Below are 18927 nucleotides of genomic sequence, written 5' to 3' on the forward strand. Positions count from 1 at the left end.
TCCAATCTGGAACTGACAAGTGAGGAGCGGGCATGACGCGCGACGCCCGGGCGTTCTGGACCTACTGGGGGGCGGGCACGCTCAGCAGCGCCGGCACGGCGGTCACCGCGGTCGCCCTGCCGCTCACCGCGGTCACGGTCCTCGACGCCACGCCGTTCCAGATGGGGATGGTGGCCGCCGCGTCCTACCTCGCCTGGATCCTGATCGGCCTACCGGCCGGGGTGATCACCCAGCGCCTGCCGCTGCGGCGTACGCAGGTCGCCTGCGACCTCGTCCGTGCCCTGGCCATCGCCTCGGTCCCGATCGCCTGGTGGAGCGACCTGCTCTCGATCGGCCACCTCGTCGTCACCGCGCTCGTCATCAACCTCGCGGAGGTCGTCTTCTTCGCCGCCAACGCGACCTTCATGGTCTCCGTGGTCCCGAAGGAGGAGCTCAACGCCCGCAACAGCCTGATGTCGGGCACGCACGCCGTCACCCAGCTCGGGGGGCCCTCGCTGGGCGGGCTGCTGGTGCAGGTGATGGGTGCGGTGCCTGCCCTCCTGGTCGACGCCGCGTCGTACGTCGCGTCCGCGGTGCTGCTGCGCCGGCTCCCCGAGCGCGAGCTGCCGCAGCCGGAGGCGCGCACCGCCGTGCGGGAGATGATCGCCGACGGGTGGCGCTTCGTCACCCGGCACCCGGTGATGGCGCCGGCGACCTGGTGGGCCTGCGTCGTGAACTTCGTGTGCGGGGCGCAGCTCGCGCTGTTCGCGCTCTACCTGGTGCGCGACCTGGATGCTCCCGCCGGCGTCGTGGGCCTGCTCCTCGCCACCGAGGGAGTGGGAGCGCTGGCCTTCGCCGCCCTGACGCCGTGGCTCGTGCGGCGGATCGGCTCGGCCCGGGTGCTCCTGGTCGAGGGGCTGCTCGGTGCGGCCTCGGCGGCGCTGATCCCGTGGGGCCACGGCTGGGTCGGGTGGATCTTCTTCGCGGTGGGCAACTGCCTCTTCGCAGGATCCGTCGTGCCGGGCAGCGTCGTGACCCGCACCTACCGGCAGGTGGCGAGCCCGCCGGAGCTGCTCTCCCGCGTGATGGCGACCGTGCGCTTCGTCTCGTGGGGCGTCATCCCGGTCGGTGGCCTCGTCGCGGGCGGCCTGGCCGAGGCGATCGGTGCGCGGACCACGCTGCTCATGACCGCGCCGCTGATGCTGATCGGTCCGCTGCTGGTGTGGTGGAGCCCGATCCGGCACCTGCGCGACCTCGAGGACTACGGAACGCCCACCCTCAGTCGAGCAGCGGGCTGAGGTGCACCGAGCCGAGGGCGCGCACCGCCTGGTGGGCCCCGGCGCGCAGGCAGTCCGCGGTGCTCGCCCCGGCCACGTGGGCGGCGAAGAACCCGGCGAAGAACGCGTCGCCCGCCCCGTTCGTGTCGACCACCTGCGCCGGCTCGGCGGCGCACTCGGTCCATCCCTCGGCGGTGAGCGCCACGGCGCCGCGCGCCCCGAGCGTGCACACGACGGTGCTCGCGCCGCGCTCGAGGAGCGCGCACATGAGCGCGCGGTGGTCGTCCGTGCCGTCGTCGTTGAGGAACACCATGTCCGCGGCCTCCGCGAACGGGCGGTGGAACTCCGCCGCCCCGTCGTAGTCGTGCAGGTCCGTCCACACCGTGGCCCCGCTCGCCCGCGCTGCGTCCAGGGCCGCCGGCCCGGAGCTGCTGAGGTCCACGACGACGTGGTCGGCGGCCGCGAGCCGGTCAGCCACGCGCGCGGCGGTGGCGGTGTCCTCGGCCCCGGGTCGGGGCGCCGCCGGCGTGGCGAGGTAGATCGAGACCCGCTCTCCCGCGTCCGTCATCAGGTTGACGTGCTGCTCGGACGGACCGTCGGCCCGCCGTGCGAGGACCTCGAGGCCGGGCGCGCGCCCGAGGGCGCCGAGGACCAGCTCCGCCTCCGGGTCGGTCCCCACGGTGGTGACGAGCGTCGTCGGCAGGCCGAGGTCGGAGAGGTGGAGTGCCTTGCCGGCGCTCGTGCCCCCGACGGTGCGGATGGCGTCGCGGGCGAAGACGGTGTGCGGGCGGGGGTCGGGGAGGCGGTCGAGCCGGACCAGCGTGTTCCACGAGGCCGGCCCCACGACGACGGTGCGTGGCTCGGGCATGGCGACAGCCCCTACTCGCCGGGGTAGACGAGGCCGACCTGCGAACGCACCGAGTCGAGGGTGCCGAGCACGTCGAGCGAGTCCTGCCACGTCATGCGCGGGCTCTCGGTCAGCCCGTCGGCCAGGCAGCGGGCGACCTCGGCGGCCTCGTAGGCCAAGCCGTGGTCGACGGCGAAGTCGTAGCGACGCGGTGAGCCCCCGCGCGGATGCACCGTGAACGAGGTGGGCGTGTAGAAGGCGCCGTCGACCGCGACGAAGCCCGTGGTGCCGGAGATCGCGGCCGTCGTGGGCGTGCGGGCCAGCAGCGTCGTGTGCAGGCTCGCCTGCACCTGGTCCGGGTAGTCCAGCACCATCGTGACCTGCGCGTCGACACCCGTGTCGGTGAGCGTGCCGACGGCGGTGACCGTCGACGGGACGCCGAGGAAGTCGTGGGCCCACGCGACGGGGTAGACGCCGAGGTCGAGCAGGGCGCCGCCGGCGAGCGCGGGGTCGAAGAGCCGGTGGCCGGGGTCGGGCGCGAACCACTGCCCGTGGTCGGCAGCGACGTTGACGACCGTGCCGAGCTCACCTGAGCCGACCACCTCGTGGAGGGCGTCGACATGGGGCAGGAAGCGGGTCCACATCGCCTCCATCACGAACACGCCCGCCTCGCGGGCGGCGGCGAAGACCTGCTCGGCCTCGGCCCGGCTCCTGGTGAACGCCTTCTCCACGAGGACCGGCTTGCCCGCCCCGATCGCCATCAGCGCCTGCTCGAGGTGGTGCGAGTGGGGGGTCGCGACGTAGACCACGTCGACGTCCGGGTCCGCACACAGCGCCTCGTAGCCGGGGTGCACCCGCTCGACCCCGAAGCGGGAGGCGTACGCCGAGGCGCGGGCCTGGTCGCGCGAGCCGACCGCGACGACCCGCGACTGGGTCCGGGCGTGCAGCGCGTCCGCGAAGGCGGTGGCGATCCCGCCGGGGCCGAGGACGCCCCAGCGGAGCGCGGGTGCTTCCTGCGGGTCGGGCACGGTCATGGAGGTCTCCTTCGGCGACGACGTGGTGCTGGGGACACCTTGGCAGGTCGTGGCCCTGACCTGTCGATACAGTGCGGCGCATGACCCAGCGCACTCTCGTCCTCGTCAAGCCCGACGGCGTACGCCGCGGCCTCACCGGTGAGGTGATCCGCCGGATCGAGGCGAAGGGCTACACCCTCGCGGCGCTCGAGCTGCGCACCGCGACGCGCGAGCTGCTGGCCGCGCACTACGCCGAGCACGAGGGCAAGCCGTTCTACGAGCCCCTCGTCGAGTTCATGCTCTCCGGCCCGGTCGCGGCGATGGTGGTGGAGGGAGAGCGTTGCATCGAGGGCTTCCGCGCGCTGGCGGGCGCGACCGACCCGACCGCCGCCGCGCCCGGCACCATCCGCGGCGACCTCGCCCGCGACTGGGGCCTCAAGGTCCAGCAGAACCTGGTCCACGGCTCCGACAGCCCCGAGTCGGCCGAGCGCGAGATCAAGATCTGGTTCTCCGAGATCGCCGGCTGACCCCGGGCGCCCGCGCATCTGAGCCGCGGGGCAGGGCGTGTCCTCCCCGGATCGTCGGTAAGGCGTCCATACCCTGAATCCGGGCCGTTGGCCACCTCGCGGTGGTCGTGCTCACCCTCCCGACACGTCCGACCAGCAGCGAGGGCACCTGCGCGCATGGCACACAGCTTGATCGGCCGCGACATGGCCGTGGACCTCGGCACCGCCAACACGCTGGTCTATGTGCGCGGCAAGGGCGTCGTGCTCGACGAGCCGTCGGTCGTCGCGATGAACGAGTCGACCGGCGAGGTCCTCGCGGTCGGCCACGAGGCCAAGCGGATGATCGGGCGCACGCCCGACAACATCATGGCCATCCGACCGCTCAAGGACGGCGTGATCGCCGACTTCGAGGCGACGGAGCAGATGCTGCGCTACTTCATCCAGCAGGTGCACCGCCGTCGCTACTTCACCAAGCCCCGGCTGGTGATCTGCGTGCCGAGCGGGATCACCGCGGTCGAGCAGCGGGCCGTCAAGGAGGCCGGCTACCAGGCCGGCGCCAGGCGGGTCTACATCGTCGAGGAGCCGATGGCCGCCGCGATCGGGGCTGGGCTCCCCGTCCACGAGGCGACCGGCAACATGGTGGTCGACGTCGGCGGCGGCACCACCGAGGTCGCGGTGATCAGCCTCGGCGGCATCGTGACCAGCGTGAGCGTCCGCACCGCCGGCGACGACCTCGACCAGGCGATCATCGCGTGGATGAAGAAGGAATACTCCCTGATGCTGGGGGAGCGCACCGCCGAGGAGGTGAAGATGACCCTCGGCTCCGCCTTCCCGCTGCCCACCGAGCCCGAGGCGGAGATCCGCGGCCGCGACATGATCAGTGGCCTGCCACGCACCGTCGTGGTCTCCAGCGCCGAGGTCCGCCAGGCCCTCGAGGAGCCGCTGCACAACATCATCGACGCCGTCCGGTCCACCCTCGACCAGACGCCGCCCGAGCTGGCCGGCGACATCATGGACCGCGGCATCGTGCTCACCGGTGGTGGCGCCCTGCTCCGCGGCCTCGACGAGCGCCTCCGCCACGAGACCGGCATGCCCGTCCACGTCGCCGAGGACCCCCTCGCCTCCGTCGCCTACGGCGCCGGCAAGTGCGTGGAGGAGTTCGAGGCGCTGCAGCAGGTCCTCGTCTCCGAGCCCCGGCGGCACTGATGGGCACGTTCGGGGGGCCCGAGGGCCGCGAGCGGCGCTGGCGCGGCCTGGACCGGCTGGAGGCACGCAACCCCGCGCCCCGATCGCTGCTGGTCGCCCTCGTGCTCGCCAGCGCCACCCTGATGACCCTCGACCAGCAGGGGGGCGACGACTCGCCCATCGAGCCCGTACGCCGGGTGGTGGGGGAGGCGTTCGGCCCCGTCGAGACGGTCACGGCGGCCGTCGTACGCCCCTTCACCTCCGTGCCCTCGTGGTTCCGCAGCAAGGACTCCCTCGCCGATGAGATCGAGCGGCTCGAGGCCGAGAACTCCGACCTGCGCACCCGGGTGCAGACCGCCGGCTTCGACCGCAACCGGCTGGAGCAGTACGACGCGCTCACGGCCGCGGCGGAGGAGCTCGGCAGGTCCCTCGTGCCGGCGCGGGTGGTGGCCTACGGGCCGTCGCAGTCCTTCAGCGCCACGGTGACGATCGACGCCGGCTCGGAGGCCGGCCTCGGCCCCGACATGACGGTGGTCAACAACGACGGCCTGGTCGGCCGGGTCCTCCGGGTCACCCGCTCCACGGCCACGGTGCTGCTGCTCCTCGACCCCGAGTCGATCGTGGGCGGCCGCGTGGGCTCGAGCATGGAGATCGGCTTCGTGCACGGCGCCGGCAGCTTCCGCGAGGGCGGCTCGCTCGACCTGCGGCTGGTCGACGACAGCGTCGTGCCGGCCCGCCACGACTCCGTGGTCACCTGGGGGAGCGCCGGCGGCCCCTACCACCCGGGCGTGCCCATCGGGCGGGTCACCGACGTCTACACCTCGCTGCGCGAGTCGTCGCAGCGCGCGGTGGTGGAGCCCTACGTCGACTTCTCCGCGCTCGACGTCGTCGGCGTGATGGTGCCCGTGGGCACGCCGAGCGACCGGGCCATCATCGAGGCCGACGGGAGCCTGCGATGACCCGCGGCCGGGTGCCGGTGGCCTTCGTGGCCGTGGTGGTGGCGCTGCTGCTGCAGGTCTCGCTGTTCCCCCACGTCGCCTGGCACGGCATCGTGCCCAACCTGTGCCTGCTCGTCGTGGTCGCCGGCGCGCTCACCCTGCCGGCCCCCTCGGCCATGGTGCTCGGCTTCGTCGCGGGCGTCGCGCTCGACCTGGCGCCGCCGGCCGACCACCTCGCCGGCCGCTGGGCGCTCGCGCTCACCCTGGTCGCCTTCCTCGCCGCGCGCGTGCGCCAGGACGTCAGGCCCACGGCCATCGCCGTGGTGGCCACCGTCGCGGCGGCCTCCTTCGTCGGCACCTCGGTCTTCGCGCTCACCGGGCTGCTGCTCGACGACCCGGCGATGTCCGTGCCAGAGCTGCTCGCCGTCATCGGGGTCGCGGTCGTCTGGGACGTGCTGCTCACCCCGTTCGTACTGCCGCCGCTGATGAAGCTCTTCGGGCGGCTCGACCCGCGGTTGGCGACCTGATGGCGGTCACCGGGTCCGAGCGCAGCCGGCTGCGCCTGGTCGTCGTCCAGGCGCTCGTCTTCTCCCTGTTCGCCACCCTCTTCGTGCGGCTCTACTACCTCCAGGTCGTCGGCGGTGAGGACTACCAGGCGATGGCGGCCGACCAGTCGGTGCGCGACATCGTGGTCCAGCCGCAGCGAGGCCTGATCGTCGACGACCAGGGCCGCCCACTGGTCGCCAACCGCACCTCCTGGGTCATCTCCGTCGACCGCAACGTGCTCGACAAGCTGACCGAGCGCCAGCGCACCGAGCTCGTCCGCCGGGTCTCCGTGGTCGTGGAGGAGGAGCCGGCCGACATCGAGGCCCGGCTGGTCACGTGCGGTCACGAGGGCAGCGTGCGCGGCACCTGCTGGAACGGCTCGCCCTACCAGCCGGTGCCGGTCGCCCGCGACGTGCCCAAGGAGGTCGCCCTCCGGGTCCTCGAGCAGCCGGAGGACTACCCCGGCGTGCTCGCGGAGCAGGAGAGCGTGCGTGCCTATCCCCGCCCCTTCGGCGTCAACCTCGCCCACGTGCTCGGCTACCTGAGCCCGATCACGGAGGAGGAGTACGACGCTGCCGTCGCCGCCGACGACCAGTCGGTCAACGGCGCCTCCTCGGTCGGCCGCGCCGGCGTCGAGAAGCAGTACGACGAGTGGCTGCGCGGCCTGCCGGGCTACCGCCGTGTCGCGGTCGACTCGATGGGCCGGGTGCTGGGCGACGACAGCGTCGTCGAGGCGACCCCGGGCGACACCCTCGTCACCTCGATCGACGCCCGCGTGCAGGGCGTGCTCGAGCGCCAGCTGGCCGAGCGCATCCGCATCCAGCGCCAGACCGTCGACCCGGTCACCGGCCGTCGCTATGCCGCCGACGCGGGCGCGGCCGTCGTGCTCGAGGCGAAGACCGGCCGCGTCGTCGCGATGGCCAGCCAGCCGACGTACGACCCGGACGTGTGGGTCGGCGGCATCACGACGAAGGAGCTCGACCACCTCTACTCGGAGGCTGCCGGCACCCCGCTGCTCTCGCGGGCCACGCAGGGCCAGTTCGCCCCCGGCTCGACGTGGAAGCCCTTCATGACGGCCGGCGCGCTGCAGAACGGCTACGGCACCGACACGGTGCTGCCGTGCTCGTCGGGCTTCCAGGTCGGCAACCGGGTCTTCAAGAACTACGAGTCGGGTGCCTACGGCAACATCGGCTTCGCCAAGGCGCTCGAGGTCTCCTGCAACACGTTCTTCTACCGGATCGGCTACAACTTCTGGCAGAAGTTCGGCTCCGACGTCGATGACGTCGAGGCCCGCGACCCGCTGGTCGAGGAAGCCAAGAAGTTCGGCTTCGGCTCCCGCACCGGCATCGACATCCCCGGGGAGGCTCCCGGGCGGATCGCCGACCGCAAGTGGAAGCGCGCCTACTTCGAGTCGCAGAAGGACTACTACTGCGACCTCGCCAGCAAGCCGCAGACCCCGGACACCAGCGACTTCGTCTACAAGTTCGCCCGCGAGTTCTGTATCGAGGGGTTCGCCTACCGCGCGGGCGACGCCGTCAACTTCGCGATCGGGCAGGGCGACACCATCGTCACGCCGCTCCAGCTGGCGCGGGCCTACGCCGCGCTCGCCAACGGCGGCACGCTGTGGACCCCGACCATCGGCAAGGCGATCGTGAGCCCCGAGGGCGAGGTGCTGCGCCGCATCCAGCCGCGCAAGGCCGGCTCGGTCGAGGTGCCGAAGCAGTACCTCTCCTACATCGACGCGGCCCTCCAGGGCGTCACCCGGCAGGGCACGATGGCGTGGAAGATGGGCGGCTTCCCGCTCGACGACGTGACCGTGCGTGCGAAGACCGGCTCCGCCGAGGTCTACGGCAAGCAGTCGACCGGCTGGGTCGCGTCCTACACCGAGGACTACGTCGTGGTCATGATGATCAGCCAGGGCGGCACCGGCTCGGGCTCGACCGGCGACGCGGTGCGCAAGATCTGGGAGACCCTCTACGGCATCGAGGGCGAGCAGGTGCGGCCCGCGAAGGCCGCGATCCCGGGCACCGTCCAGCCCCGCACCCTGCCCACGTTCACCGAGGACGGGGCGATCGTCCCGCCGCGCCCCGCCGGGTCCGCGAAGGGAGAGGACCGATGAGCGTCCGCCACGTCCCGGGCCGCGGCGGCCTGCGAGCGCCCGGCCTCGACTGGCTGCTGCTCGGCGCGGCGATGCTGCTCGTGCTGCTCGGCACGCTGCTGGTGTGGTCGGCCACGTCGACGCGCATCGACCTCACCGGCGGCGACGCAGGCGCGTACCTCAAGAAGCAGCTCGTCAACGTCGCGATCGGCCTCGTGCTGATGGTGATGGTGCTCGCGACCGACCACCGCTGGGTGCGCATCGTCGCGCCGCTGGTCTATGTCGCCTCGATCGTCGGGCTGGTGCTCGTGCTCGTGGCGGGGTCGACGATCAACGGCTCCCGCTCGTGGATCCAGCTCGGCGGGATGTCGATCCAGCCCTCGGAGTTCGCCAAGCTCGCCGTCGTGATCGGCATGGCGCTGCTCGTCGCCGAGCGCACCGAGGGCCGCTGGCGCCGTGGGGTCCGCACGCTCGAGGTGGTCGGCATGCTGCTCATCGCGGCCGTGCCTGCCGTGCTGATTCTGCTCCAGCCCGACCTCGGCACGATGCTGGTGCTGGCCGCGACGGTCTTCGGTGTGCTCGCGATCTCCGGCGCAGACCGGCGCTGGCTGGCCGGGCTGACGCTCGGCGGCGTGGTCGCGGCGGTCGTCGCGGTGTCGCTGGGGGTGCTCAAGGACTACCAGGTCGACCGGTTCCTGGCCTTCACCAACCCGGGCCTGGACCCGCGGGGCGCCGGCTACAACACCGAGCAGGCGCGCATCGCGGTCGGCAACGGCGGGCTGTTCGGCCAGGGCCTCTTCGACGGCTCGCAGACCCGCTCGGGCTTCGTGCCCGAGCAGCACACCGACTTCATCTTCACCGTGGCCGGCGAGGAGCTCGGCCTGCTCGGCGCCGGCCTGATGATCCTGCTGCTCGGCGTGGTCATCTGGCGGGCGCTGGCGATCGCGATGGACACCGACGACGTGTTCGGCCGGATCGCCGCCGCCGGCATCGCCTGCTGGTGGGGCTTCCAGGCGTTCCAGAACATCGGGATGTGCCTGGGCATCATGCCGGTGACCGGCGTGCCGCTGCCGTTCGTGTCGTACGGCGGCTCGTCGATGTTCGCGGGCATGCTCGCCCTGGGCCTCCTGCAGAACATCCACCTGCGCGCCAGCGCGCCGCTGCCCACGCGACTGCTGGCCGCACCAACCGCCCGCAGGACCACGAGCCTCGCCGGCCGCTGACGTCGCGCGTCAGCCCTTCTTGCCGCTCCGGGCCTTCGGGCACTCCGTGGACGCAGGAACGACGTAGTCGGTGACCAGCCGGTTGTGGTCGGAGACGGCCGAGCCGTAGACCCGGCTGGTGACGGGCTCCAGCTCGGGGCTGGCGAGCAGGAAGTCGATCTTCGACCCGCCTGGACCCGTGCCGGAGGGGCCGACGCCGGCGGCGCTCCACGAGTCGACGAGCTGGCTGCGGAAGGCGCCGAGGGTGGGCGTGTTGATCGTGGCGTTCATGTCACCGCCGAGGATCTTCAGCTCGTCGTCCTGGGCCAGGATGCCGGCGATCTGCCGGGCCTGCGCCTCGCGGAGCCCGACGAGCTTGTTCTGCAGGTGGGTGTTGTAGACGTTGACGAAGCGGCCGCCGATCTCGAGGGTGGCGCCGAGGAGGCCCCGCTGCTCGCCGCCCCGGCCGTTGACGAGCCGGATGCTGGTCGAGTCGACGATCGGAAAGCGGGACAGGATCGCCGTGCCGTACTGCCCCGGCCCCTGGACCACGTTGGCGCCGAAGGTGTGCTCCATGCCCAGCGTGTTGGCGAACCAGGCGGCCTGGTCGACGCGCCCGGTGCGGCCGTAGAACCGGTCGATCTCCTGCAGCAGGACGATGTCGGGCTCCAGCGCCCGGATCTCCGCGGCGACGCGGGCGAGCCCGTTGCTGCCGAACGAGCGGTGGGTGTTGAAGGACATCACCCGGATGCGCACCGACTCCTGCAGCTTGCGGCACACGATGTCCTCGAGGCCGGGCGGCGGCGTGGGGATCTTGTCGGTCGCCCCGGCCTTCTCGGGCACCGGCTCGGGCACCGTCACGTCGGTCGGCGTCGACTCCGTCGGCGGCGACACCGACGGCGTGTCGGAGGGCTGGGTCTCCGGCCGGTCGTCGTTGCGGCCGCGGTCGAGCACCATGAGCGTGGCGATCACGCCGACGACGAGGACGAGCAGGGCCAGCCGCACCAGCTGTTCGCGCCGTCCCACTGCCCGCTTCCCCCACCTGTCCGTCCGTCGGTCGCGCACAGTGTGCCCTGCCGGCGCTGGTTTCGCCCGCAGGTCCCACGCGTCGTACCCTTGAGGGTCCCCGAAGTCGTCCCCCGTGAGGTGCTCCGTCGTGTCCGTCGGTCTCGACCACAGCAGCGTCTTCCCGAGGCTCGAGGGCCGTCTGCCGTCCGTGCAGAAGCCGATCCAGTACGTCGGCGGCGAGCTCAACTCCACCGTGAAGGACTGGGACTCCGTCGACGTCCGATGGGCGCTGATGTATCCCGACGCCTACGAGGTCGGCCTGCCCAACCAGGGCGTCCAGATCCTCTACGAGGTGCTCAACGAGCGCGACTGGATCATGGCGGAGCGCACCTACGCCGTGTGGCCCGACATGGAGCGGGTGATGCGCGAGGACGGGATCCCGCAGTTCACCGTCGACGGCCACCGCCCGGTGCGGGCCTTCGACGTCTTCGGCCTGAGCTTCTCCACCGAGCTCGGCTACACCAACATGCTCAACGCGCTCGACCTCGCCGGCATCCCGCTGCACGCGGAGGAACGTGGCGACGACGACCCGATCGTGCTCGCCGGCGGCCACGCGGCGTTCAACCCCGAGCCCATCGCCGACTTCATCGACGCGGCCGTCCTCGGCGACGGCGAGGAGGTCGTGCTCGCGATCTCCGAGGTCGTACGTGAGTGGAAGGGCGAGGGCTCCCCTGGCGGGCGCGACGAGCTGCTGCGCCGCCTCGCGGTGAGCGGCGGCGTCTACGTCCCGCGGTTCTACGACGTGACGTACGCCGACGACGGCGCCATCGAAGCCGTCGTACCCAACCGTCCCGGGATCCCGTTCCGGGTGCGCAAGCACACGCTGATGGACCTCGACGCCTGGCCCTACCCGGCGAAGCCGCTCGTGCCGCTCGCCGAGACGGTGCACGAGCGCTTCAGCGTCGAGATCTTCCGCGGCTGCACCCGCGGCTGTCGCTTCTGTCAGGCCGGCATGATCACCCGCCCCGTGCGTGAGCGCTCGATCGAGACCATCGGCGACATGGTCGAGAACGGCATCCGCAAGTCCGGCTTCGAGGAGGTCGGCCTGCTCTCGCTCTCGAGCGCCGACCACACCGAGATCGCCGAGGTGGCCAAGGGCCTGGCCGACCGCTACGAGGGGTCGAACGTCTCGCTGAGCCTCCCGTCGACCCGTGTCGACGCCTTCAACATCACGCTCGCCAACGAGTTCTCCCGCAACGGCCGGCGCTCCGGGCTGACCTTCGCGCCCGAAGGCGGCAGCGAGCGGATGCGCAAGGTGATCAACAAGATGGTCACCGAGGAGGACCTGATCCGCACCGTCGCGGCGGCCTACTCCCACGGCTGGCGGCAGGTGAAGCTCTACTTCATGTGCGGTCTCCCGACCGAGACCGACGACGACGTGCTCGCCATCGCCGACCTGGCCAAGAAGGTCATCGCCAAGGGCCGCGAGGTCTCCGGCCGCAACGACATCCGTTGCACGGTGTCGATCGGCGGCTTCGTGCCCAAGCCGCACACCCCGTTCCAGTGGGCCGCCCAGCTCGACCACGAGACCACCGACGAGCGGCTGAAGAAGCTGCGTGACGTGGTCCGCGAGGACAAGCGCTTCGGCCGGGCCATCGGCTTCCGCTACCACGACGGCAAGCCCGGCATCATCGAGGGACTGCTCTCCCGCGGCGACCGCCGCGTCGGTCGCGTGATCGAGGAGGTGTGGCGCGACGGCGGCCGCTTCGACGGCTGGAGCGAGCACTTCTCCTACGACCGCTGGACGCAGGCCGCCGAGCGCGGCCTCGCGGGCACCGGCGTCGACCTCGACTGGTACACCACCCGCGAGCGCGACTACGACGAGGTGCTGCCCTGGGACCACCTCGACTCCGGCCTCGACAAGGACTGGCTGTGGGGTGACTGGGAGGACGCCCTCGCGGCCGCCGACGGTGCGGACATCGAGATCGAGGACTGCCGCTGGACGCCGTGCTACGACTGCGGCGTGTGCCCCGAGATGGGCACGGAGATCCAGATCGGGCCGACGGGTCGCCAGCTGCTCCCGCTGTCGGTCGTCTGATCCGCCACGCCCAGCCGGTAGGGTCACGCAGGTGACCGTGCATCGCCCCAAGTCCGACGCCGCCGCGCTCCAGGCCGAGCTCGCGGACGCGCGGGCGGAGCTCGCGGAGCTGCGCCGGGCCCAGGAGCAGGTCGCCGAGCGGGAGGCCGAGCTGGTCGCCGCCAGGGACCAGGCCGAGCGCGCCGCGCGCTCCCTCTCCGAGGCGCTGGCCGAGCGCGTGCGCATCGACGCCGCCGGCCGCGGCCGCGGGAGTGCGCTGATGAAGGGCCGCCAGAAGCCGGTCACCCGCGAGGAGGAGGCGCAGCTCGAGCTGCTCCGTGGCTCCGCGCTGTGGGACCCCGCGTGGTACCTGCGCACCTACCCCGACGTCGTCGAGCTGGGCGAGGACCCGGCGCTGCACTTCGTGCGCCACCCCTACTACCCGGTGCGGCAGCCGAGCGAGCGCTTCGACGTGCGCCAGTACCTCATCGACCACCCCGACGCCGTCGAGCAGCGGATCAACCCGCTCGTGCACTTCCTGCTCACTCCCGAGTCCCAGGGCGCGGACGCCTACCCGCCCCGGCCCCGGTGACATGGAGGAGCTGATCGCGCAGCGCCGGGCCGAGGTGGCCGACTTCCGGCGCCGCTGGTTCCGGTTCGCACGACGCTGGCGCGCGGCCTCCCGCCGCGATCCGGACGAGGCCCGCGCGCTGGTCGCGACCGCCCTGGCCGAGGGCCTTCCTCCGGTCGGCGCCGCCGACCCGGCGCCGCCACCGGACGCCGTACAGCACGCGTGTGCCCGCGCCGTCGTCGCAGCCAGCGGCCTGATCGACGCCGAGGAGTACGCCGTGCAGCACCGGCTGCGGCGCGGCACCGACCCGGTCCGCCACTTCGTCGAGGAGGGCTGGCGCAGCCTGCGGACGCCCAGCCTCCGCTTCGACCTCTGGTGGTACTGGGTCGAGCACCTCGACCCCACCGACGACGCGGTCAACCCGCTGCTGCACTACGCCCTGCGCGGCCGCCACGAGGGTCTCGCGCCGCTGCCGAGCCCGGCAGAGCCGCGACCCCCGACGCGGCTGGACGGCCAGCCCCGGCGCGCGTGCCTGTTCGCGGGCTACGACCGCGACGGGCTCGTCGACGACACCGTCGTCGCCTACCTGGCCGAGCTGTCGCGGCACGCCGATGTCTTCTACCTCGCCGACGGCGTGCTCGAGCCCGGCCAGCTCGACCGCCTCGCCGACGTCACGGCCGGTGCGTGGAGCGTCCCGCACGGCGCCTACGACTTCGGCTCGTTCTCCCTGCTCGCCCGGGACCTGGTCGGCTGGCAGCGCCTCGCGGCGTACGACGAGGTCGTGCTCGCCAACGACAGCTGCTACCTGCTCCGCGGGCTCGACGACGTCTTCGCCGAGATGAACGGCCGCGCTGCCGACTGGTGGAGTCTGCAGGCGACGTCGATGGAGCACGACGAGTCCTACAAGCACGACGACTCGCCGATCCCGCTGGCCGAGGCGAAGCGCCGGTTCGTCGGGCCGCGGCACTGGACCGACGACCGCTTCCTCCACCTGAGCTCCTACTTCCTGGCCTTCCGCCGCCCGGTCCTCGACGACCCCGGCTTCCGCTGGCGGCTCGACACGGTGACCCGGCAGGAGGAGAAGCGGCTGGTGATCCACAAGTACGAGGTCGGCATCAGCCGCTACCTCGTGGACTCCGGCTTCGACTTCGACACCTTCCTGCCCGATCTGTGGGCCTTCCACCCGCTCTACGGCCGCCACTTCTTCGAGCTGGTGGAGCGCGGCTTCCCGCTGGTGAAGCGCAACTACCTCGGCGAGAACCCCCGCCACGTGGCCGGCCTCGAGCACTGGGAGGAGCGGCTGCGCCACCTCGTCCCGGACGCCCCGTTCGCGGCCATGCGGACCCACCTCGAGCGGGTCACGTCGCCCGCGATGCTCCGCGAGGCGTACGGCGCGCGTCTCGGGGAGGACGGGCGGCGGCACATCCCGCTGAGGGCGACCCAGGGCTTCGGGCTGCGCCGGCTCGACCGCGAGACGCCCAGCTTCCGGCACTGGTGGGCCTTCCCGGTCTCCTCGTCCGGGCGGCTCGACCCGGGCATGCGCGCCGTCCTCGAGGAGGTGCGCGACGACCCGAGCCTGCACAAGGTGGTGCTGACCCGCGGACGTCCGCTCACCGACGACGTCGCGGGCGCACGGGTGACCGTGCTGCCGATGGACACCCCGGACGGCCAGGCGGCGATGGTCCGCTGTGGCCTGATGCTGGCCGACGACACCCCCGACATGGCCTACCCGTTCTCCTTCCCGAGGTCCCGGCACGACTACGTGCACGTCGGGCTCGGGCTGCCGGTGCTCCCGCACCCCCTCGGCCCCGACGGCCGTGACTGGGCGCGGGTCGAGGCGTTGGCGGCCTGCTCGGCAGGTGAGGCACTGGTGCGGACCGCGGCCGTCCCCGACCTCGACCTCACGCGGAGCTGGGTGACCGGACTGCCGCGGCACGACCACCTCGTGCTCGCCCCCGAGCACCTGCCGGCCGACCTGCGGGCCGAGGAGCAGCGGCTCCGGGAGTCACTCGACGGCCGGCCGCTCGTCGTCTGGTGGACGCGTGGACCGGTCCAGCCGCTGCCGGCCGACCTGGTGGCCTGGGCCCGGGAGCACGACGTCGTCGTCGGGGTCAGGGAGCCGCGGGTCGACCGTCCGGACGGCTGGACGCGGGCCATGCTCGACCTCGGGCTGCCCCGCCTCGTCGGCCTCTCCGACCGGGCTGTCTCGTCACCCGTGCCGGTGCACCGGGTCGCGTCCGCGGTCGTGACCGACGACGACCTGCAGGCCGCCGACGCGCTCGTCACGGGCGTGCCGCTGCTGCAGGTGACTGGTCCCGGGCCGACGTCGGCACGCGGGATCGGGGCGGCGCTGCCGGGGGAGGGCTGGGCCGAGCCGACCCGCTGCCCGGACGCCGACGCGATCATGGACGAGCTCACCAAGCTGGCAGTGGCCGGGTTCCCCCGCCGTGAGGTCACCGTGCCGGCCGGTGCCCCCCGCCTGGACGGCGCGGCCGCGCGCCGGTTCGTGCACCGGCTGCGGTCGCTCAGTCGTCGGTGACCTCGGCCCCCGCGAGCCAGTCCTCCCAGGGCAGGTAGGTCTGCTTCAGGCGGCGCACCAGGCGGGCGGCGCTGTGGCCGTCGGAGTGGGCGTGCAGGGCGCGACCCCACGCGGCGTACTCCTCGTCGACGTGGCCGTCGAGCGCCTTCTCGACGGTGGAGAGCAGCCCGCCGGTGTCCTCCGGCACCTCGAAGGGCACGCCCTCGGTGCCGGGGGCGGCGACCGCGGACCGGCCGGTGGGGGAGAAGTCGGCGAGGTCCGCGGGCGTGCCGCTGACGACCACGCCAGCCAGCCGCCAGGCCATCTCCACCACGGGAGGCACGCGCAGGCCGGTGTTGCGCTCCAGCCACCGCGCGTCCATCAGGTCCACGAGCGGGGACGGCACGCGGGGGAGTGCCCCCGAGGTCGGCAGCACCGCCACCAGGACCTCGTCGGCGCGGTCGGCCGCCCACGTCGCGAAGGCAGCGAGGTCGAGCTCGCCGCCCGTGGCAGGGGACAGCAGCACCAGTCGGCGGCCGGCCAGCAGCCCCCGCAGGGCTGCCAGCTCGGCACGCAGGTCGCGGGCCAGGGCGTCCTCGGAGCGCAGTAGCAGGTCGACGCGCGGGGAGCCGAGCTCCCAGACGCCGTCCGGGTCGAGGTCGGAGAAGCGGGTCCCGGCCGCGTCGGTCCCGGTGTCCGAGGAGGTCACGACTGCGCGCGTCAGCCGCGCGTCGTACGCCGGGTCCGGCAGGGGCCGACCGCCCTGCAGCCCGGAGCCCGCCAGCGCGGCCACGGTCGGTGGGAGCCCGGCCGGCTGCCCCAGGTGGACGAACCGGTGGTAGCGGCGGCCGAGCGGGTGGTTGACGTCCGCGCGGGGGCCCAGCGTGCAGAAGAGCGTGGCGGCCCGGAGGCCGTACATCTGGCCGGCTGATGACTCGGCGGGCACGGCGGCCACGTTCTCGCCACCGACCTTGACCCTCCGACCGCCGAGCAGCACGATCTTCTTCACCGAGGGGTCGTCGCGCACCTCCTCGAAGACGCCGCGCACCGCTCCGGAGAGCACGCCGGTGCGGGGGTCGACGGGGAACACCCACCAGTGGTCGAAGGTGGGGACCCAGCGGTCCTCCTCGGCGAACTCGGCCGGACCGACGTGGCCCGGCGGCTGCACGGTGCCGTCGCGGCGGGTGCGGAACCCGAAGCTGCGCACCAGGCTCCAGGGTGGCGCCGTGCGGCGCAGGCTCCGGTCGATGGCGTCGACGTCGGCGTCGGGCGCGGCCGCGAGCACGCGCTCCTTCCACAGGTGCAGGTCCGGCGTCTCGAAGGGGTTCTCGGTGAGCAGCTGGCGCTTGAGGAGGGGGAAGCCCTCGTGCACCAGGTCGAACGCCGACGCGCGGTAGACGGGGTGGTAGGCCAGGATCCCGTCGACGAAGGTCGCGAGCCTGAACCCGGCCAGGATCAGGAGCCGCGAGAAGCCGATCTCGTACTTCAGGATGATCGTGACCTTCTCCGACTGCGACGCCACCTCGTCCAGGCGCCTCCTGAAGCGCGGGTCGGTGTGCACCCGCTTGCGGTAGCAGAGGAAGTAGGACCCGACGTGGATGAAGTCGGAGTAGCGCCACAGCCCCAGCTGGCGCATCTGCTCGCCGACCTCGTCGAGCCCGAGGCGGCGGCCGAGCCGCTCATAGGCGCGGTCGTCGAAGTCGTCGTACGTCGCCTGCAGCCCCCACCAGTCGCAGGTCGTCGCGTCCATCTTCGCGAAGACCTGGTCGAGTGGCTGGACCAGGAAGCAGGAGTCGTTGGCGAGCATCAGCTCGTCGTAGGTGTCGATGACGTCCCAGCCGACGAGCTCCTTGGCCAGCATGGAGTAGGAGCCGAAGTCGTAGCGGCCGTGGCGGATCGCCCAGGCGCCCCGGGTGTAGGGCGCGATCTTCTCCAGCTCGCCCGCGGCGAGCTCGCAGTCGGCGAGGTAGTAGACGTCGGCGAACCGGCTGAGGTCCGCCAGGTAGGTCACGACCGTCTCGTCGATGATCCCGTCGCCGTCGTAGCCGGCGAACAGGCAGACCCGGCGCGGCGCGTAGTCGGCACCCGGTGGCTCGGGGTCGGGCATGGTGCCGAGGGTCGGCAGCGTCGGGAGGCCGGCGCGGCGGCCCTCCACGGCGTAGTGGACGACCGGGTTGACGTCCTCGCGCGTGGGGTCGAGGTGGTCGCACCAGTAGCCCCACAGGTCGAAGTCGGGCGACGGGTGCCGCAGCTCCCTCCAGCCCTTCGTGACGAAGTGCTCGAGCTCCTCGCGGTGGCCGCACAGGTGCCAGGCCAGGTCCGGGTTGTGCAGGGCGTAGCCCAGGTCGTCGAACAGCCCGGCGGCCGCGATCACCGCGCCCTCGACCGTCGCGCGCTCGCCGGCGGTGGGGTCGAAGCTCGCGGACGGCTCGCCGGGCGGCAGGCCCTGCTCGAGGGCGCCGGCCACCATCCGGTCCCGCTCCTCCTGGCCGGCCGCCAGGAACCGCTCGGAGAAGGCCAGCCAGCGGAGACGGTAGTCGTCGAGCGCGAGCATCAGCCCTCCGCGGCCACGACGTCGACCAGGCCGTCGTCGAGGAGGCCGTGACGGTGCGCGTGCAGGAGGGCTGGCAGGCCGGAGCCCCCGGCCTCGGGGTGGCGGAGGAGGTAGCGGCCGGTGCTGAAGCCCTCGCTGGGGTCGAGCCGGCGCTCGTTGGCGTGGCGGACGTGGTGCAGCGCCGGCGGGATGCGCTGCTCCAGGATCGCCTTCTGGTGCTGGCGGAGATACCAGCCGGCGTCGAAGAGCGGGTGGGCCTCGACCTCCCGGACCAGCTCGGTCTCGGGATCGGCCGAACGACGGCGCAGCCGGCCGCGTCCGGGGTCCTGGTCGCGCCAGTAGGCCGCCGACAGCTCGGCTGCCAGGGCGGCCGCGAGGGACTCGGCCTGCTCGCGCAGCCGCGCCCGCTGGCGGCGTACGCGCTGGAGGGCCTCGGCCTGGTGCTCGAGCTCGTTGCGCGTCCACTTGAGCTCGTTGCGGGCCAGCCGCAGGGCCGTGCGGTCATCGGTCCCGGTCCCGTCCCCAGCGCGCTCCTCCACGCCGCCGAACCCTACACGGGGGGTCCGCGATGGGCCGCCTGCGCCCGCGGCGACCCACGATGGTACGAA

The 18927-nt window shown here is 72.8% G+C and carries 15 protein-coding genes; 10 read left to right on the forward strand and 5 right to left on the reverse strand.

The window, feature by feature from the left end; translation table 11 throughout:
• Positions 1-32 precede the first annotated feature (32 nt).
• A complete protein-coding gene (locus tag DDE18_RS17810; RefSeq protein WP_116573629.1) occupies positions 33-1277 on the forward strand; it encodes an MFS transporter in 1245 nt (414 codons plus the stop codon).
• On the opposite strand, the gene DDE18_RS17815 is transcribed toward DDE18_RS17810, so the two are convergent.
• Both DDE18_RS17815 and DDE18_RS17820 read right to left on the reverse strand, forming a co-directional pair.
• A complete protein-coding gene (locus tag DDE18_RS17815; protein ID WP_116573630.1) occupies positions 1258-2124 on the reverse strand; it encodes a carbohydrate kinase family protein in 867 nt (288 codons plus the stop codon). The genes DDE18_RS17810 and DDE18_RS17815 overlap by 20 nt on opposite strands.
• A gap of 11 nt (positions 2125-2135) precedes the next feature.
• Positions 2136-3137 carry a Gfo/Idh/MocA family protein gene (locus DDE18_RS17820; protein WP_116573631.1) on the reverse strand — a complete coding sequence of 334 codons (1002 nt, stop codon included), beginning with the start codon at positions 3135-3137 and terminating at the stop codon, positions 2136-2138.
• Between the two features lie 80 nt (positions 3138-3217).
• On the opposite strand from DDE18_RS17820, the gene ndk reads away from it, so the two are divergent.
• From ndk to rodA, 6 genes are all read left to right on the forward strand, one after another.
• A complete protein-coding gene (gene ndk, locus DDE18_RS17825; protein ID WP_116573632.1) occupies positions 3218-3643 on the forward strand; it encodes a nucleoside-diphosphate kinase in 426 nt (141 codons plus the stop codon).
• Between the two features lie 156 nt (positions 3644-3799).
• Positions 3800-4828, forward strand: a complete 1029-nt coding sequence (locus DDE18_RS17830; RefSeq protein WP_116573633.1) for a rod shape-determining protein — start codon at positions 3800-3802, stop codon at positions 4826-4828.
• Entirely contained in the window at positions 4828-5766 is a 939-nt protein-coding gene (gene mreC / locus DDE18_RS17835) for a rod shape-determining protein MreC (protein WP_116573634.1), read from the forward strand. Before DDE18_RS17830 ends, mreC begins: the two co-directional genes overlap by 1 nt.
• Positions 5763-6272 carry a rod shape-determining protein MreD gene (gene mreD / locus DDE18_RS17840; RefSeq protein ID WP_116573635.1) on the forward strand — a complete coding sequence of 170 codons (510 nt, stop codon included), beginning with the start codon at positions 5763-5765 and terminating at the stop codon, positions 6270-6272. Before mreC ends, mreD begins: the two co-directional genes overlap by 4 nt.
• Positions 6272-8410, forward strand: a complete 2139-nt coding sequence (gene mrdA, locus DDE18_RS17845; RefSeq protein WP_116573636.1) for a penicillin-binding protein 2 — start codon at positions 6272-6274, stop codon at positions 8408-8410. Before mreD ends, mrdA begins: the two co-directional genes overlap by 1 nt.
• Positions 8407-9612 carry a rod shape-determining protein RodA gene (gene rodA / locus DDE18_RS17850; protein WP_116573637.1) on the forward strand — a complete coding sequence of 402 codons (1206 nt, stop codon included), beginning with the start codon at positions 8407-8409 and terminating at the stop codon, positions 9610-9612. Before mrdA ends, rodA begins: the two co-directional genes overlap by 4 nt.
• 9 nt (positions 9613-9621) lie before the next feature.
• Here rodA and DDE18_RS17855 read toward each other — a convergent pair whose 3' ends face one another.
• Positions 9622-10617 (reverse strand): endonuclease/exonuclease/phosphatase family protein, encoded by a 996-nt coding sequence (locus tag DDE18_RS17855; RefSeq protein ID WP_116573638.1) that lies wholly within the window; start codon positions 10615-10617, stop codon positions 9622-9624.
• 130 nt (positions 10618-10747) lie between these two features.
• On the opposite strand from DDE18_RS17855, the gene DDE18_RS17860 reads away from it, so the two are divergent.
• The 3 genes from DDE18_RS17860 to DDE18_RS17870 are packed head-to-tail and all read left to right on the forward strand — an operon-like array spanning position 10748 to position 15786.
• A complete protein-coding gene (locus DDE18_RS17860) occupies positions 10748-12697 on the forward strand; it encodes a TIGR03960 family B12-binding radical SAM protein (RefSeq protein ID WP_116573639.1) in 1950 nt (649 codons plus the stop codon).
• Between the two features lie 31 nt (positions 12698-12728).
• Complete coding sequence (locus DDE18_RS17865) at positions 12729-13268, forward strand: hypothetical protein (protein ID WP_116573640.1); 540 nt, start codon at positions 12729-12731, stop codon at positions 13266-13268.
• A 1-nt stretch (position 13269) separates the two neighbouring features.
• Entirely contained in the window at positions 13270-15786 is a 2517-nt protein-coding gene (locus DDE18_RS17870) for a rhamnan synthesis F family protein (protein ID WP_116573641.1), read from the forward strand.
• Here DDE18_RS17870 and DDE18_RS24090 read toward each other — a convergent pair.
• On the reverse strand, positions 15773-18319 hold the full coding sequence (locus tag DDE18_RS24090) for a rhamnan synthesis F family protein (protein ID WP_116573642.1): 2547 nt from the start codon (positions 18317-18319) through the stop codon (positions 15773-15775). The genes DDE18_RS17870 and DDE18_RS24090 overlap by 14 nt on opposite strands.
• Positions 18319-18858: a hypothetical protein gene (locus tag DDE18_RS17880; RefSeq protein ID WP_116573643.1), complete on the reverse strand. Its 540-nt coding sequence runs from the start codon at positions 18856-18858 to the stop codon at positions 18319-18321. Before DDE18_RS17880 ends, DDE18_RS24090 begins: the two co-directional genes overlap by 1 nt.
• Between the last annotated feature and the right edge of the window lie 69 nt (positions 18859-18927).

The organism is Nocardioides gansuensis, from assembly GCF_003076135.1.
GTDB classification, from domain to species: domain Bacteria; phylum Actinomycetota; class Actinomycetes; order Propionibacteriales; family Nocardioidaceae; genus Nocardioides; species Nocardioides gansuensis.